This window comes from Paenibacillus sp. 37, from assembly GCF_008386395.1.
GTDB classification, from domain to species: Bacteria; Bacillota; Bacilli; order Paenibacillales; family Paenibacillaceae; genus Paenibacillus; species Paenibacillus amylolyticus_B.
Genome location: NZ_CP043761.1, coordinates 1,769,175 through 1,786,322, shown reverse-complemented (window position 1 = coordinate 1,786,322; position 17,148 = coordinate 1,769,175). Strand labels below are relative to the sequence as shown.

At 42.9% G+C, this 17,148-nt stretch carries 13 protein-coding genes; 4 read left to right on the top strand and 9 right to left on the bottom strand.

What is annotated here, in order from left to right; genetic code table 11:
• Positions 1–214: 214 nt before the first annotated feature.
• A complete protein-coding gene (locus tag F0220_RS07990; RefSeq protein WP_105597816.1) occupies positions 215–802 on the top strand; it encodes an NAD(P)H oxidoreductase in 588 nt (195 codons plus the stop codon).
• 102 nt (positions 803–904) lie between these two features.
• Here the strand turns inward: F0220_RS07990 and F0220_RS07985 are convergent, their stop codons facing one another.
• The 4 genes from F0220_RS07985 to F0220_RS07970 all read right to left on the bottom strand — a co-directional run bounded on the left by F0220_RS07985 (position 905) and on the right by F0220_RS07970 (position 5,534).
• Positions 905–1,546 (bottom strand): FusB/FusC family EF-G-binding protein, encoded by a 642-nt coding sequence (locus F0220_RS07985; RefSeq protein WP_105597815.1) that lies wholly within the window; start codon positions 1,544–1,546, stop codon positions 905–907.
• Positions 1,547–1,843: 297 nt separating this feature from the next.
• The gene (locus F0220_RS07980; RefSeq protein ID WP_105598440.1) at positions 1,844–3,460 is read right to left on the bottom strand and encodes a xylulokinase; all 1,617 of its coding nucleotides are present in this window, start codon (positions 3,458–3,460) and stop codon (positions 1,844–1,846) included.
• A 327-nt stretch (positions 3,461–3,787) separates the two neighbouring features.
• Positions 3,788–4,660 (bottom strand): carbohydrate ABC transporter permease, encoded by an 873-nt coding sequence (locus F0220_RS07975; protein WP_149846479.1) that lies wholly within the window; start codon positions 4,658–4,660, stop codon positions 3,788–3,790.
• 16 nt (positions 4,661–4,676) lie between these two features.
• A complete protein-coding gene (locus F0220_RS07970) occupies positions 4,677–5,534 on the bottom strand; it encodes an ABC transporter permease (protein ID WP_179086446.1) in 858 nt (285 codons plus the stop codon).
• A gap of 274 nt (positions 5,535–5,808) precedes the next feature.
• Here F0220_RS07970 and F0220_RS07965 point away from each other — a divergent pair, with 274 nt between their 5' ends.
• The 3 genes from F0220_RS07965 (at position 5,809) to F0220_RS07955 (ending at position 11,466) form a co-directional block, all read left to right on the top strand.
• A complete protein-coding gene (locus F0220_RS07965) occupies positions 5,809–7,614 on the top strand; it encodes a sensor histidine kinase (RefSeq protein ID WP_149846478.1) in 1,806 nt (601 codons plus the stop codon).
• A gap of 232 nt (positions 7,615–7,846) precedes the next feature.
• Positions 7,847–9,457, top strand: a complete 1,611-nt coding sequence (locus F0220_RS07960; protein ID WP_149846477.1) for a response regulator transcription factor — start codon at positions 7,847–7,849, stop codon at positions 9,455–9,457.
• A 329-nt stretch (positions 9,458–9,786) separates the two neighbouring features.
• Positions 9,787–11,466: a type 2 periplasmic-binding domain-containing protein gene (locus F0220_RS07955; protein WP_149846476.1), complete on the top strand. Its 1,680-nt coding sequence runs from the start codon at positions 9,787–9,789 to the stop codon at positions 11,464–11,466.
• A gap of 124 nt (positions 11,467–11,590) precedes the next feature.
• Here the strand turns inward: F0220_RS07955 and F0220_RS07950 are convergent, their stop codons facing one another.
• The 5 genes from F0220_RS07950 to F0220_RS07935 form a co-directional block, all read right to left on the bottom strand.
• Positions 11,591–11,893 (bottom strand): hypothetical protein, encoded by a 303-nt coding sequence (locus tag F0220_RS07950; protein WP_149846475.1) that lies wholly within the window; start codon positions 11,891–11,893, stop codon positions 11,591–11,593.
• A gap of 36 nt (positions 11,894–11,929) precedes the next feature.
• The gene (locus tag F0220_RS07945) at positions 11,930–12,115 is read right to left on the bottom strand and encodes an aspartyl-phosphate phosphatase Spo0E family protein (protein ID WP_149846474.1); all 186 of its coding nucleotides are present in this window, start codon (positions 12,113–12,115) and stop codon (positions 11,930–11,932) included.
• Between the two features lie 810 nt (positions 12,116–12,925).
• Positions 12,926–15,169, bottom strand: a complete 2,244-nt coding sequence (locus tag F0220_RS07940; RefSeq protein ID WP_149846473.1) for a protein kinase domain-containing protein — start codon at positions 15,167–15,169, stop codon at positions 12,926–12,928.
• Positions 15,170–16,146: 977 nt separating this feature from the next.
• Positions 16,147–16,293, bottom strand: a complete 147-nt coding sequence (locus F0220_RS32435; protein ID WP_188310536.1) for a hypothetical protein — start codon at positions 16,291–16,293, stop codon at positions 16,147–16,149.
• 121 nt (positions 16,294–16,414) lie between these two features.
• A complete protein-coding gene (locus F0220_RS07935) occupies positions 16,415–16,933 on the bottom strand; it encodes a hypothetical protein (RefSeq protein ID WP_149846472.1) in 519 nt (172 codons plus the stop codon).
• Positions 16,934–17,148: the final 215 nt, after the last annotated feature.

The window sequence follows — 17,148 nt, the reverse complement described above, 5'->3', positions numbered from 1 at the left end:
GGTGAAAACATAATCTTCTTGCTTCTCTTTTTCCATTTATTCAAGCCCATTTCGGGGCCGCCATTTAGGGTACTTCAATGTTCCTATGGCACTTTATTCTTCTTATAGAACATCAAAGTGCGTACTTCCAGATGTTTTCATACCTGTTTATAATAGCATCAGCCATTGATTTATGGCTACAAGACCGTAATCCAGAAAGGTAGTGAACGTTAAGATGAACGTACTCGTTGTAGTATCCCACCCGCGTAAAGATTCCTTGACCTTCCAGGTAGCTGAACGTTTTGCAGAAGGGCTTACCGAGGCTGGTCACGGTTATGAGATATTGGATTTGCATGGGATTGGATTTGACCCAATTCTCCGAGAGATGGATGAACCCGACTATACTCAAGAAAATCAGGTGTTCTCACCAGAGGTTGAAACTGAGATGGAGCGTTTGAAGAAGCACGATGCTGTGGCTTTTGTGTTTCCTCTCTGGTGGTGGCATCTGCCAGCCATGTTGAAGGGTTATGTGGATCGTGTCATGAACAACGGATTTGCCTACGGCGCGAACAAGCTCCCTCATCAGCAGATATTATGGATCTCTCTTTCGGGTGTGACGGAAGAACAGATGCATAAGCGCAACTATGGTGAATCAATTGCCAATCTGCTCAATGTGGGTATTGCCGATTACTGCGGCGTGTCCCAATCCAGGGTTGAGTTTTTGTATGAAACGTTGGAATCCAAGCCTGAGCATTATGAGGCATTGCTGAACCATGCGCATAACTTGGGACTAAACTACGCCAACGACCCTTCGACGTTATAAATGCATTATAGCGCTACATCGATATGACGCCTGACGCCGCAACTCCGCTTGAACACAGCAAAAAGGTCGCTCCAAAGAGCGACCCTGTTTGTTTAAATGCAATTATTTTACTGTCGAGAGAAGAAACTTCTCCAACATAGTGATATCGGTGATGCTATGGTTGCAAGCTGTGTTATCCATGCATACGTACTGGGCCACGGAAGAAATGTTGTCCGGCGTATAACTCTTGGTTTTCACGTTGAAAAATCCGAGCTCCTGATGGCGATGACAGAACATGCAATACCCTTTCTTGTTCGTGGCTGTAAGCCGTCCCTCAATTCCGAGGAATCTGCCTTCATGCGGATACACGATGAACAAGCGATCGGTAGCAATGTCGGTCCATCTCAGATAAGTTGTACGTGCGTAATCGATGGATTCCAGATCCGGCACTTTGAGCTTCTTTACCTTGGGAAACAGCTTCTGAATTTGTTTCGCGGATACTTGCGGAAATGGAATCAGATATGCTTCCAGCTGGTTCAGATAGGTCTGCAACTCATGTGTCTTCTCATACGTGGATAACTGCTCCAGCAGTTGCTTTTGTTCCGGCGTCAGATCATCGAAGATGCCAACGGCATTCGTGCTGACGGTATAACGGACCGTATCCAATACTTTGGGGTCCACGACCGAGCGCAGCGTTTTGAGCAGGAAATCAGCTTGTTTATGAATATAATTGAATTGATGATTGTGAATGAATGGTGTTTGCATGGCTTTCAGCCCCTTAGTTTTATTAGGAAAATAAAGTAAGGTGCAAAGCCTGCGGGTTGAACCATGCTGTTGATGTTGATTCCAGGGCAACAATCTCATTTTTGTCGCGCCCTACACAAAGTCCGCCCCTATTCAGGCTTTGCGTAAGGCTTTCTAGCGAACGAGCAATCCGGCATTATCCATATTGCCACGTCATAACCCCCAATACGATAGATATATCGAAATTATATCAGGGTAGCATAGCGTAGGCAACGGGCTTCGTTCCAGTTTTCTCTTTTCAGGAAATATGATTGATTCTCAGGCTTTCTTCCCATTTTCCACGAAATGATCTACTGCTGACTGCTCAATGGCCAGTCCTTCCGTGTAACGCTCCATGAACAAGGCAAATCCATTCACATCCGCGCTATTTGGAGAAACCTCTTGTCCTTCTGCATCAATAAACACCTTAGTAGTAAGGTACTCCGCCAAACCCTCGTGCTGCTGCTTATTAACCATGTAGGAAGCCAAAATAGCCATTCCCCATGCGCCACCTTCGCCCGCGGTAGACATGACCGAAACGGGAATATTCAGTGCGGATGCGCACATTTTTTGAGCGACTAGTGGGGTTTTGAACAATCCGCCATGCGCCCATATGTGCTCAATCGTTACGTGCTCCTTCTGTGTGAGAATATCCAGTCCGAGCCTGAGTGCAGCAAATGCAGCAAACAGATGGACTCTCACGAAGTTTGCCAGATTGAAGCGACTCTCTGGAGAACGCACGAACAACGGACGACCTTTCGCAATTCCTGTAATGTTCTCCCCTGAATAGTAGCCGTAGCTCAGTAAGCCACCACCATCCGCGTCAGCTTTCAATGCTTCATTGAACAAGACGCTAAATAACTGATTCATATCGGGTTTCATTCCCATCGCCTCATAAAATTCACGGAACAAGTCGACCCAAGCATTAATATCGCTGGAGCAGTTATTCGCAAGCACCATAGCCACAGGATTGCCGTCAGGTGTAGTGACAATGTCGATCTCAGGGTACACCGCAGATACGTTTTTCTCTAATACAATCATGGCAAAAATCGATGTACCCACGGAAATGTTGCCCGTCCGTTTTTGGACACTATTCGTAGCAACCATGCCTGTTCCAGCATCGCCTTCCGGAGGGCAAAGTGGAATATGGGATCCCAACCTACCCGATGGATCTAACAGTCGCGCACCAGCTTCACTAAGATATCCGGCATGTTCACCGGCAGTGTACACTTTAGGTAAAATATCTATAAGATTCCACGCGTAGCCTCTGTCAGCAATTAAATCGTCAAACTTCTTCAACATAACTTCAGGATATCCCCGTGTGGATTCATCAATTGGGAACATGCCTGAGGCATCCCCTATACCAATAGCTTTACTGCCAGTTAAGAGCCGATGTATGTAACCCGACAATGTCGTAATATAATTGATGTTCGTGACATGCTCTTCTCCGTTCAAAATCGCTTGATACAAATGTGCGATGCTCCAGCGCTCTGGAATTTTAAACTGGAATTTCTCGGTTAGCTCTGATGCAGCCTTCCCCGTTGTGGCATTGCGCCATGTACGGAACGGAACCAATAACTCCCCTGCCTGATCAAGTGCAATGTAACCCTGCATCATGGCAGAACATCCGATTGATCCAATCTTTTGTATCGTTACACCATATTTTCCCTCAATCTCTTGCTGTAATTGATAATAGGTTTGTTGCAAGCCGTGAATCATATCATTCATATGGTAAGTCCAGTAACCGTCAATCAATTGATTTTCCCATTCATAACTGCTGGAACAGATGGTTTTGAAATGGTAATCCATGAGTACAGCTTTGATTCGTGTGGACCCAAATTCAATGCCTAGCGAAGTTTCTCCCCTGAGTATAGCTTGCTTCAAGTTTTGATCCATGATCATATTCATCCTCTCTGAATTTGAAATTCAGCCGATTTGAGAATAAAGTCATCTAAATAGCCCAAGTCCTGGGGTGAATTTCACGAAGAACGAGCAGAATCGGGGTCTGTATGGACAATTACAAGGAATTCACACTCGATCGTTAATGTTGCCGGCTTCATTGAAGATAACTATTTCATCAACTTCAACTGTACCATTTTATTCAAATAAAGGTAATACACTACATACACGCAACATCTTTTCCCGCAAAAAAGAAGCCACCTCCCTGGCCTTCCCCAGTTCAGTGACTCCATTTTGCAATCCTATTCTAACCCCTACATTTAACTACTCCTTAACAGCACCAACCACAATTCCCGTTACAAAGTACCGTTGCAGGAACGGATACACTAACAAGATCGGCAGTGCACTGATAAAGATCTGCGAAGCCCGAATGGTCCGTTGGGACAGGTTCTTAACCGCTTCTGGATCAAGCTTCGACATGTCCGCTTGTACGATGATCGTCTGCATGAAAGTCGCAAGTGGCAGCTTTTCCGCATCACGGATGTAGATAATCCCATCAAAGTATGCGTTCCAATGCCCAACCATCATGAAGAGTGAAACCGTTGCAATAACAGGTACGGAGACCGGCAGATAGATTTTGATAAACGTTTTAAAGTGCCCTGCTCCATCGATAAATGCAGCTTCCTCCAGATCCTTCGGAACGGTACGGAAGAAATTGAGCAACAGTATGATGTTGAACACCGCGACCAATCCAGGCAGGATCAAGGCCAGCAATGTGTTCATCAGCCCCAGCTTCAGAATTAGGATATACCCCGGAATGAGGCCACCGCTGAACAGCATCGTGATGACAAAATACCACAGATAGATGTTACGTGCGCGGAACACCCGCGTCTCTTTGGACAGCGCATAGGCTGCAATCGTATTGACGATTAACGCAAGCCCTGTACCCAGTACCGTCCGCTCCACGGATACCCACAAGGAGGAGAGGAAGTTGGTATTGGCAAATGTTTTTGCATACGCCTCCAATGTAAATCCAATCGGCCAGAACGTGACGAGACCAGCATTCGCAGGTGCAGATGCGCTAAGAGATACCATGAGCAAGTGATACAAAGGCAGCAAGCAGAGCAGTGAAAGCAGGGTCAGTAACACATTGTTGAATATGCTAAATATGCGGTAAGGCATCGTTTTATGATACATTCGTTCGTCCTCCTCTCTAGAAAATTCGGTATCCGGCGAATCGGTAAGCCAGTCGGTACGAGATCACAATCAGGATCAGGCTGATGACCGATTTGAACAGATTCACAGCGGTAGCGAAACTGAACTGCCCACTAAGCAGACCTTCTCTATACACAAACGTATCGATAATATCGCCTTGTTGGTAAATCAACGGGCTATATAAGTTAAAGATCTGGTCAAAGTTGGCGTTAAGCACATTCCCCAGTGCCAGGGTCGCGATGACGATCCCAATCGGAATAAGTGCCGGGATGGTAATATACATCGTTTGCTTCCAGCGTCCCGCTCCATCCACTTCAGCTGCTTCATAAAGTGCTGGGTTAATGCCGGACAACGCCGCGAGGAAGATGATCGTGTTGAATCCAAACTCTTTCCAGACGTCACTCGCAATAATCGTGAATCGGAACCAGCTGCCATCCCCCAGGAAGAAGATCGGCTTGATGCCGAATACCGAAACCAGGAACTGATTGACAATACCCGTCTGGGCCAGAATGTCGATCAGGATACCGGATAACGTTACCCAAGACAGAAAGTGTGGTAGATACACGAGCGTTTGAATCGTTCTTTTTAGCGCCATCTTCCGTACCTCGTTGAGCAATAAGGCGAAGACAAACGGAATGATTAGATTCATGACAATCTTCGTACAGGCAAAAAATAGCGTGTTCCACGTAATTTGCAGGAAGTAATCATTTTCCCACATGTACCTGAAGTGCTTTAGCCCTACCCATTCGGAATTGAAAAATCCCAAGGCAGGTTTATAATCCTGAAATGCCATCAAAATCCCGGACATCGGAATGTATGAAAATATAAAGACCATAATGGCCGCCGGCAACACCATGAAGTGCAGAATCCATGGCTGTTTGTAGCGTTTTTTTCTCTTTTTTTCCAGCTTGTTCCCAACGTTTGCCTGCGGGACCCGCTTACCCTCCAATTTAGCCTCCATAGCACTGCTCCTGTTCCCAAAAAAAGTTTTTGTGTGTGATGGGGTTCTCTGATATAAATAGTATCAAGCCATACTGAGGTCTGCTATATAACATTGTTAGGCTTGATAGTGTTTTGTTAGGGCCATCCTAGAAGAAGTTGTTTACACACGAATTAGAAGGAGACTTTTTATGTATATATGGAAGCGCTTCATGCCTTTTCAAAATAAAACCAGATCCCGATTCAGTCTATTCGCCAAAATAAATCTGTTAATTGTGGTCTTATTCATCCCCATTCTGATCATGTACACCTACTCCAACAACGTCACCTACGATGTCGTCAGCAAAGAATTACAGATCTCCAACACGAAGCAGCTCACGTTCTTGTCCAGTCAGATCGACTCCCGTATCAATCAGATGATGGATTTCAGCCTGATTCTCTCCCGAGATCCGAATGTCAGAGCCTTCAACGGCCTGAACATGTGGGATGATCGATATGACCGGATGCAGACCCGTTATGTAATTCAGGAGAAGATGACGCTTCAGACGAGCGTTACCGATATATGGCCTACCCGATATGCGGTGTATTCACAGCAGAATGAGGATGTCATCGCCAACTACAACCGAACTACCGGATATGATGAGGCGTATTTGAAAAAAAATATGAGCGGACAATGGACCTATGGGGACCAAAGTGCCGAATCACAGGATGAGATGAAATCCTTCTACTGGTTCTTTACGGACTCCCTTGCCCAACCAGGAATGCTCACGGGAAGCAATCTGGTGATTGAAGCCAGCTTCAGCTATGAGAATATTCAGAATATGCTGGATACGTATAAAGCAGGCGGACAAGGCGATCCTTTCTTATATCACAAAGGAAATGCACCCATTCTGAATCGCAGCGCGGACAAGCAGTTATCCGCAGCACTTACTCAGTATCTGGATACGCACTCGCCAGAGGATACCACACAGGACGTGGTCGAACTAAACGGAAAGAAATATCTGGTTAGCTCCGTGAAGTCCACCTATCTGGATTGGCATCTGGTTGACGTCATCCCGCTGTATCAGATTTTGAAACCCATCTCGCTTAGTCAGAATCTGTTCTACACCAGTATGATTTTGCTACTCGTTGTGGGCATCTCGGCTTCCATCCTGCTGTACCGGAATGTCCAGTATCCGATCAAACAGCTGATCAAAGGTTTACGCCGCGTAGAGCAGGGCGATTATTCCGTTCGACTGCATAGCAAAAACCAGAATGAATTCTCATTCCTGTTCCGCCGATTCAACGATATGTCCCATCAGATTCAGGATCTGATCGAGAATGTTTTCCATGAGAAGATTAGAGCCAGGGAAGCTACACTAAAGCAATTACAAGCACAGATCAATCCGCATTTCCTATATAATTGTCTAGGCTATATCATCAACATGGCTCAGATGAAGGACGAGCAAGCGGTGGTCTCCATGGCGCATAACCTAAGTGCGTATTATCGCTATACCACCCGTATGGAAAAGGAGACATCGTCGCTTCAGGAAGAGATCAAGCTGCTGATCAACTATCTGGATATTCAGAAGCTGCGCAATGGCCGGATTGAATATCACATCGATATCCCTGAGGATATGCTTGCCCAATCGGTGCCGCGATTAATGCTTCAACCCATGGTTGAGAATTCCGTCATACACGGTGTGGCGAAGTCCTATTCATCCGGGGAAATCCGAATTACCGGGGAGCGCAAGAATGGTTTTGGCAGAATATACATCGACGACGACGGACCCGGCCTAAGCCCCGAACAGTACGAAGCGCTGAACTTGAAGATGCAGGAACCTTTACAGGAAGAAATGGGCTGCGGCCTTTGGAATACGAATCAACGAATCATGCACACATTCGGAAGTCATTCCTACCTCCTATTCGGCCCATCCCCACTTGGCGGATTCCGAACCGAAATCATCTGGGAGATATCAAAAGAGGATACGGAGCAAGGAGATGCTTCTAAGAGTTAAAGTTAATACAAAAAATAAATTGACGATTTAATTTTGAACAAGATCATGTACACGATAACGCAGAGGACAGAAAAAACCTATAGAAGCAAAGCGTTCGCCTTTATCCCCAGATTTACACATTTAAAAATTCAATCAATAAATCTGGGGGTAACAGCGATCGGAAGGTTATTCTGTCATCGGAGTGGCAAGTGTACATATGTCTGCGTTCAACCACCAAGGAGACAATACAAACATGCAAATGATGATCGTAGACGATGAAGCACACTGGGTCGATAACCTGTCCATGACCAAACCCTGGCATACGCTGGGGATCGAACATGTGCATAAAGCCTACTCGGCACACGAAGCACTGCAAATGATCGACACCCACCCCATCGATATCGTGATCTCGGACATCCAGATGCCCGAAATGACAGGCATAGAACTGATCGAACGCATCCGCATCCGGGACAAAAAGATAAAATGCATCCTGTTATCCGGGTATTCCGAATTCGAGTACGCCAAAAAAGCCATCCAGTTCGAAGCCGTAGACTATCTGCTGAAGCCGCCCACTGACGATGAACTAATGGGTGCTGTTCAGAAGGCCATCGATCAATTGAACAATGAATGGGAACTGGTCAGTTCGCTGACACGAACGCAATTTACATTGCGAGAGAATCTCCCTCATTTGCGAGGAAGACTGCTCCTTGGGGCTTTGCAGGGACAACGAATCGCAGCTGCCGAATGGGAGCGGAAGCTCGCCAATTACGATCTCCCTTTTCACACCGGGGATGCCGCATTAATGTTGGTTCGTTTGGAAGAAGAATTCGGACATTATGACAGCACTGATCAGACCCTGATCGAATATGCGATCATCAACATGGCGGAAGAGATTATGGGTGAGTTTATGGAAGTGTGGGGTGTGAAGGAGGAGCACGGATATCTGGTGTTTTTGCTTCAGTTGAAAGAACGGAAAGGCGATATTGGCAAAGAAACCATCCTGGAGAAGCTATCGATTCAGCTTCAATCCAAAGTAAAACAGTTTCTGAAAGGCTCCCTCTCCATCGTTATCACCGAGTGGTTCACCTTTCCGGAACAGATTTACGATCGCTTCCGTCAGGCTTCCGCTTATTTCCGGCAGATCGTCGGCGACGAACGCGAATTCGTCATGCGCGTTAGCGATGTTGAGACACCTGCGGCGCAAGGTCCACTCGACGTACTTTACACCCCGCCCACCTTCATTAGTCTGTTGGAAAGCGGACAGTGGGATGCCGCCGAAGAGAAAATCCTCGCAGTCTGCGCCGAGTTGGACGAGAAATGGTCGGAATCCTGGGAACACTGCATGGAGGCAGGTTTCCTCATTACAGCATCGTTCACCAACATCGCCCATCGGAACAAGCTGACTCTGACCACTTTAATGGGAAATGATGTCGAGGATTTGCAAAGTGGGGAAGTTTTCGCTACCATCAGCAAATTGCGGAAATGGTCACTCAGCGTGCTGGGCAAACTCAAGGAAGGCACATCCAACGAGATCAAGGATATTCGTTCGGATTATGTGAAGAAGATTCAGGATTTTACAGATAAGAACCTGCATCTGGATGTATCTTTGCGTGTGCTTGCAGATCATGTGAACCTGCACCCAACCCATCTGTCCAAGATCTATAAGATTGAAACAGGCGAAGGCATCAGTGATTATATCTCACGTCTGCGCATGGATCGGGCCTGTCACAAGCTGGTTACGACCACCAAAAAAGTGTATGAAATCAGCATGGAGATTGGTTATATGGACCCGGCTTATTTTATCAAAGTATTCAAGCGTCAATTCGGCGTTACGCCGCAGGAATACAGAGACCAGCATAAATAACATGACTGAAAACCGAATTTTTTGAACTTCATTTGCACATTCACTAATAGAGTCCTATGGAAACTAACAAACTCATATAGATGCCCTCCCGCCCAAATTGGTACAGTTACATTGTAGAGGTTGTTCAAAAAGTCCGCTTTTGATTACGAAGGATGCCTAGCGGCATCATCAGCATCGAATATAGGATTCAGCCGAAATGTCCGTTGCTCACGTAGCTCTATCTACGCTCCGCTACTCCATTTCTAGCTTCATCCCATCTTCTCGGTACTGAAAACCGGCCTTTTTGAACACGCATTTATAAAGATCATACACCGTAGGGGGACTGAACAATGATCAAATTTAAAACATGGTGGTCACTGCTCATGGTTATCGCGCTTATCACGATCACTGCGTGCGGCAGTGGCGAGACAGCCAGTGACAATGGTACCGATAATACGCCGGGAACTGTCGGCTCAGCGGAAGCAGAAGCTGCTTTTGCCAAAGGAAAATATGACCCACCCATCGAGTTCAGTTCGGTATTAATGCCGAAGAAATACGTGCAAGGGGATACCAAAGAAAATAACGTGCACGATCGCTGGATGCTCGAAACGCTGGGTATGAAGCATAAAGATACCTGGTATCCGGCCAATGACGATCAATACAGACAAAAGCTGCAACTGGCTATCGCCTCTGGCGAGAAGCTGCCTGATTTCGTCACCGTACCCACCAATGCGGTACTGACCAATCAGCTGATCGACTCCGGTCAATTCATCGCCATCGATGAGTTGTTCGACAAGTACGCAAGCCAGACCCTGAAAGATCACGCAGCAGCACATCCTGAACTGTGGTATCCGTTCACCAAGGACGGCAAGAAATACAACATGCCGATCATGGAGTACACCGATAACGACGATACACTGCTCTGGCTCCGCGAGGACTGGATGGAGAAGCTGAACCTGGAAGCTCCGAAAACTATCGCAGACCTTGAGAACATCATGGACAAATTCAAGAACGAGAACCCTGACGGTCTGTCTCCAGACAAAGTATTCCCGCTGGCGATCTCGCTGAAAAATAACACCAACACCTGGATGGGCCAGCTCGACTGGTTGTTCGGTGCATACGGCACAATCGAGGAGCAATGGAACAAAGACGCGAACGGCAATCTTGAGTACGGCTCTGTTAACCCGGGTGCCAAACAAGCCCTTGCCAAGCTGGCTGAATGGATGGATAAAGGTTATATCCACGCTGACTCCGCTCTGTGGGACGAAGGTAAATCCGCTGAAAGCTGGACAGCTGGCAAAGCGGGCATTCTGCCTGGCGCTAACTGGGTACCAGACTGGCCAGCACCTGACCTGCTGAAGAACGTACCTGGCTCTAAGTATAAAGCTTACCCTGTTCCAGCTGGCCCAGACGGCAAGATTGGTACGAAGTGGCAGAACTCTGGTGTCAACGCAAGTATCATGATCAACAAAGATGCGAAGCATCCAGAAGCCATCTTCCTGTATTACAACTACTTGCTGGATAACCTGGCTAACCCGAAAGCGGGCAGTGAGTATGAATACGGCTTCGCCAAAGGTTACGACTGGGATATCATTGACGGACAACCGACCAGTGACAAAGAGAAGATCAAAGACTTCTCCAACGAATTCCCTTTCCTGACCGGCCCAGCACGTATCCCGGATCTGTACATGAAAACACTCGTGAAGCTGGCCAACGGCGAGAAGCCTGAAACACCGTACGAGAAACAAATGGCCGAATTCCGTAAACCGGAAAACTGGTATGCAGGTAAAGTCGTCATGTCCCAGATCGATATCCGTAAACAAAACTATTTCACTGGCGCAGCCACACCAACCATGGTATCCAAATGGAACCTGCTCCGTCAGTCCGAGATGGAAACCTTCAACAAAATCATCTACGGCAATCTGCCAATTGATGCCTTTGACCAATTCGTTGCCAACTGGAAATCCAATGGCGGAGATCAGATCACTCAAGAAGTGAATGATTGGTTTAAGTCTGTAAGTGCGAATTAATATTTGGATTTTGGAAAAGTAGAGCGTTAAAAAACCAGCCGAAGCGTGTAATTTACCGCTTCGGCTGGTTTTTTAAGTTAAGATCGGGGTCGCTCCCCCTTACTTTTGGGTTCGCATTAGTGGATCAAGCCTTCGTATCAATCTCCTCCGGCATCGACTGACCTAGCAAGGATACAGTGAGCCGAATCCCATCTCTTAGCCCCTGCATGTACAACCGCTCATTTTCTATGCCTCTGCTGACAATATATCGACTCTCCCACTCAGCATATTCTGGTGTCTGCTCGACATCTTTGCTAGCAAACAAAGCTTCAAAAGCTTCGTCGGTTTCCCCACGTACACGACTAAGTTCAGTATCATGTTCGATTCGGGCAGATACCTCATCCAGCCTTGCTTGAATCGCTCGTTGCATCCACTGTGGAAAATCCATTGCTTCCCCTCCCCTAAGCATTATGTACCTCGCTCATCATCGTACAACTCGATTATGTCTCGCCTTCATCTCACTCACTCGGGCCACCAGTTCATCCACCCTCCGGCTCTGTTCCTGAACCTCAGGGTTCTCCCACAACGGAATCGCTTGCTTCAAGGATGCCTCACCAAGCTGATTAAGCATGCGCCGTTCCACTTCCAATAAGTCAAGCAATCGGCTCATACATCCACCTCTCTAATGGGTCTAACCACATCATGTCTTGTTGCTGTTAGACGGAAGCAACCTTTTAATGCAAACCTAGCTCTATGGTGCACATCCATTCTATTGTCTCATCCAAATTTTACATAAAAATATGATTGTTTTAATGCAGGTTTCGAATTAAAACTGCTATAAACCTTTGATGTTAAAAATATTATCAGTTCCCGGGTTGTAGCTATCGGCAAAAATAAAAGCATCAAACAACAGAGTTTCTTGCCAGAATGTAGACATTAGGGTTAGATACCTGTCGGGGATTTACTTGAAGGGGAAATCTGATAAATGAGTTTTAACCACGAACGCTATCATTGTAAATGGTCAGCACTCCAGCTTCAAAATCAATTCTGCCCATAGTGAAATTTTCTCCACGCAAGAAGACTAATGCTTTTATCATTTGTCATCCTTTAAATATTTTTATAAAAATGTGGCTCAACCTTAAAATAAGTGCTTGGCACTTGAGCATCCACAAAACCTATTTCACAAAATTCATGGTACAACATGAGCATTGTTTTAAACCAAGCACTTATTTCGGCTTTGAGCCCAAAAACATTAAATTATTTTAAGGTTTTAATATTAAAAGGAAAAGAGCCAGTCCCTGAATCACAAAGGGTGGCTCCTTAACGATTATTGATGGATAAATTATTACTCTAGATGTAGTACACGCAAATAAAGAATGTATGCAAATGCCATCCAGATACACAATGAAGCAAACTCTCTAAATATTCATGCTATGCACTAAGTTGGAATCATCAGTCTCATAAAACATTAATAATAATTTTAGTAATACTCTCTAATTTCCTGTATTAGAATATCTATATCTTTATTCTCATGTACATAATCCATATACATACTTACCCCGGATTGCAAGTACATTAACCATCCTTGTAGAGATGATACATAAACATCATCCAATGTCGAAAGTTTAGAGTATTTTCCAACATATACATTTCCAGCATTCCATGATTCATGTCTTACCGGATATAAAATGCCCTTGTTTATATCTTGAATAACTTTAGCATACCCATTCTCATCAATTACTAGCATGTTATGGTTACGATCATCAGCAATTCGCATAACTTCTTCAATTTCTGACTTTGTAAATAGATGAGTCGGTTTTCCAATTTTTTTTAAGGTTATTGAAAAATATTGTTCATATTCTAGTAAATCAAGCCCATTTCGAACAAGAATATCACTAACATAATTAGTGAATTTATCAAGTAGATGCAATGCATCTTCTCTATTATAAATACAGTACGCCTCGATTGCATTTTCCTCATTTAAACTTTTTATATAACCATCCTTACAAAGGTAGAACTTTTCCCTTGAATACGTGGGATAATGCGATTCCTTTTTCACATTATATAAAATATTAAATGCGATGTTTCCTTTACAAAACTTTTCATTAGCAATAAATTCCGAAAGACACCATTCTAGATAGTTTGAATTTATAAATTCCCTTGTACTTTTGATATTCCCTTTTTTAGTAGTCCTTTTAATCTCTTTGGTTGTTTTAAACGGATTTTCGTTAAATAATGAACTGCCTAAAATCCTATCTTCTTCAAATCCTCTACTCTTCAAAGTATTAACTGCTACTATAATTTTATTGATATACTCTCTAAACTCATCGTTATTGCAATCACCATGTCTACCATCATATGTAGCGGGGATTGCATTATAAGGACCATTTTTTAGCACTATTAAGAATTTACCTTTCAAATATCGATGTACGATTTTATAGTTATCTGGAAGTGGTTCGCCACTATCATAATCATACACACCATACTGAGAGTAATCAGCAGAAACGTAATTTCCTGGATAGTCTTCAACAAGATATTCACGGGATACGTCATGATTAAAACAAATTGGTGACAGCTCGTCTAGTTCAAGCAAGAAATAATTCCAAACGTACTCTTCACTAAACCCTTCATAGCGTAGGCAACTTGGCTTTACAACAAAACAAAATCCAATTGAATCGTATAAGCAGATACACCCATTTTCATCAGCTTCCCGAGCCATGCTAAAATCTAATCCACCACCGTCTGAGAAAAGGATGTGATTATATGCAGGCAGCGTACCAATTACATTTAAGACGTCAACTATTTTCCCCACGTTTCTCCATACAGTAGATTCTGGAGGATTGTTTCCAAATAGATATTTATTCAAAAAATTCCAATCACTAGCCTGAGATTTTTCATAATCATTAAAAATATTCGACCAAAACTTTAATTCCTTTACGAATATATCAATGCTCGGTCTGATTTCAGGGCTATTATCAGTTGATTTTTCCAATAACTCTTCCAATTCCACAAGATGAACACTTTTAAATAAATCCATAAAACGCAAACTATGGCTTCTATCAAGGAAGTTATATACTCCATCAAACCCTAGTTCATTTCCTGCAAGTAACATCCACATTGTTTTAGCTATAGAAAAAACATCTGCTTTTTTTCCATCAGCATTTTTAGGATTTCGTTTCATTTCTGGGGCAATTGTAAAGATAGCTCCAAGACCTTTATCTGACTTTGTGAAGTCATTTGGATTATCTGGGAATTCAACCAATCCAAAATCTCCAAAACAGTATCTTCCATTGTAAAAATATATGTTTGAGGGCTTTATATCTCTATGAGAAATTCCTTTGGAATGTAATTTACTCAATGTTATAGAAAGCTGAATAACACCATCTATGATCTCTTCTATAGTTTCCTCCGAAACCCTTATATGTTCTAATATCGGTAGAGCGATTGGCATAGTGTACCAAAATTCTTTTTCAGAATATTCTTTAATTGGAATAATTCCATCTATACTTTCAAAATTATTTATTATTACTTGAATTTCATCAATGAATCTACCTTTCTTCTCTTCATTTTTATTGTATAGATGCTTTAATGCGAATTCTGCTTTATCGATTTTTCTTATAACATGATATACTCTAGCGTTACCACCTACTCCTAATTCCGAAACAATTTCAAATTGATCTTCCCAAACTTTTTGTTGGTCCTTACGTTTTTTATTTTTAGACATAAAAATCTCCCTTTCGTATCATCTCAAACCATTTTCATGATAATTCTTATATATTAGCTAAGATCCACAAGTCCGTCCTTATTACATTCAACTAACTTTCATAAAAAAATCGATCATGGGGTTTCTTAACTCAACTTTCGCATAGTCAAAATCGAGTTAACCCCAGGCCGAGGTTAATGTGAAGCCGATTCAAGTAGCCCATCTTGCCCATATAGAAAAACACCTCTTCATTTGGTAACGTGAGATTGTAGAGATCCACTAAACCACAGAAGAGGTGTCCCTTCCATGATAAAACAAAAGTCATCCCTAGATAAACTTCCACTTCAAATGAGACCTGCTTTTCAAGAACTCGGTGTGCTAAAACATCTGAGAAACTCAGGATTCAAAAAAACATTTGGCTACACCTGCTCACAAGGCGCATTCATACAACGAGAATATTGTGTTAGATGTAGTTTAATAGATCAGAAGATCTCCAACGCTTAAGTTTTACTACCTTAAATCCTGAATCAATAATTCTGTTTTTATGAAATTCCATTAGAATCGGTGTATACTTCTACTTCGGTAAAATGCTTTATTTAAATCATGTCCTTCCTGTCTAATTTCGTTATGTTTTACCCTTCTGTTGTCCAAATTTCTGATTATAGGGTAAAATAACTTATTTGACATCTCGTACAACTTTAAGTGTTTCATTACAAAATCATCAGGGGGTCCAGACACTTTCAATTCAAAATGCGCTTCTTTTTCATTTTCAATCCACGAAATATTCAATGATTGAATTTGAGGATCATCAATAAGTATTCATTTTGAGCCTTTTATGGCATTACAAATCAATTTTGCATATTATCTAAATCAGCGAGTTCCGGTGTCTCAAATCTTTTCTGTTCAATTTAATAAAGAGTTATATTCACTCTTACTTCTCCAAAATACACATAATTTACTTTTAATTCAGAAGCACTTTCTCCTTAAATACATGTCTCTCACGAACCATAGGGAATAGGTTCAAAGTTAAATTTTCTTTGATACTCTCCAAACATTGGGTTATTGTCGTTTTCATAACCCTCGTTTTCTATTTTCAGTATTTCATTATCGTCAAACATAAAAATACCTTCAAGAATTAATTCCATGTAACGTTCCTGTATTCACGACCCGACGTATGTCGGGTGTCCGGCTAATGCCGGGCCAAGGACGAATGTCCGCAGCGTGAATATTATGTTATGTGGAGGCAATTTCTTCTTCGGATTGTAATCACTTTTGTTCGTCCTTCAAGTTTCTAGTTTTCCTTCTTTCTTTCCAATACTTCAATGTCTTTTTATGAAGGGGTAATGTAATTGACTGGATTTCTGAATTTACTGTACTATGTGCAAATCCATATAAAATAGATAATATGTTTTGAATTCTATGAATCCAATCAAGAAGTTCATCCTTATCTAACTTATTATTGGTTAATCTTTCATTGATTAATGTCCAGAAATTACTCGCTAATATATTTGAAAATTCCCCAAAATTAGCACCTTTAATTTTATGAAATAATATAAGACCTTCATGAAAATATTCAGTACTGAATTTAGACAAATTTGGTTTCTTCTCGTCATTATCTAAATCAATCTCTAGTTTAACTTGATGTAACATTTCTAAGTATTTTTCAATATCACTAAGTACATCTTCCCTTCTTTTCAAGAAAATTTCAAAAGCTTTTAGCTTCATTTGATTTCTGTAAGTCAAATAAGCCACTGTTATTGCAGAAATCAGTAATATATATTCCAATATTATTCATATTTACCTCCTTTTGATCTTCCAATTACTTTCACATAACGTTCTTGGATTCACGAACCCTCACAGCCTTAAGTGAGCGAAGGTAAGGACCGCGATGTGCTAAGGGAGTGCAGGGTTGTCCGGCTGAATCTGCTTCCCTGCCACTGCAATTACTCCAACCGAATCCGCTTCTTATTGCTCCGGTCCGGACCAAGACCACAGGTCGC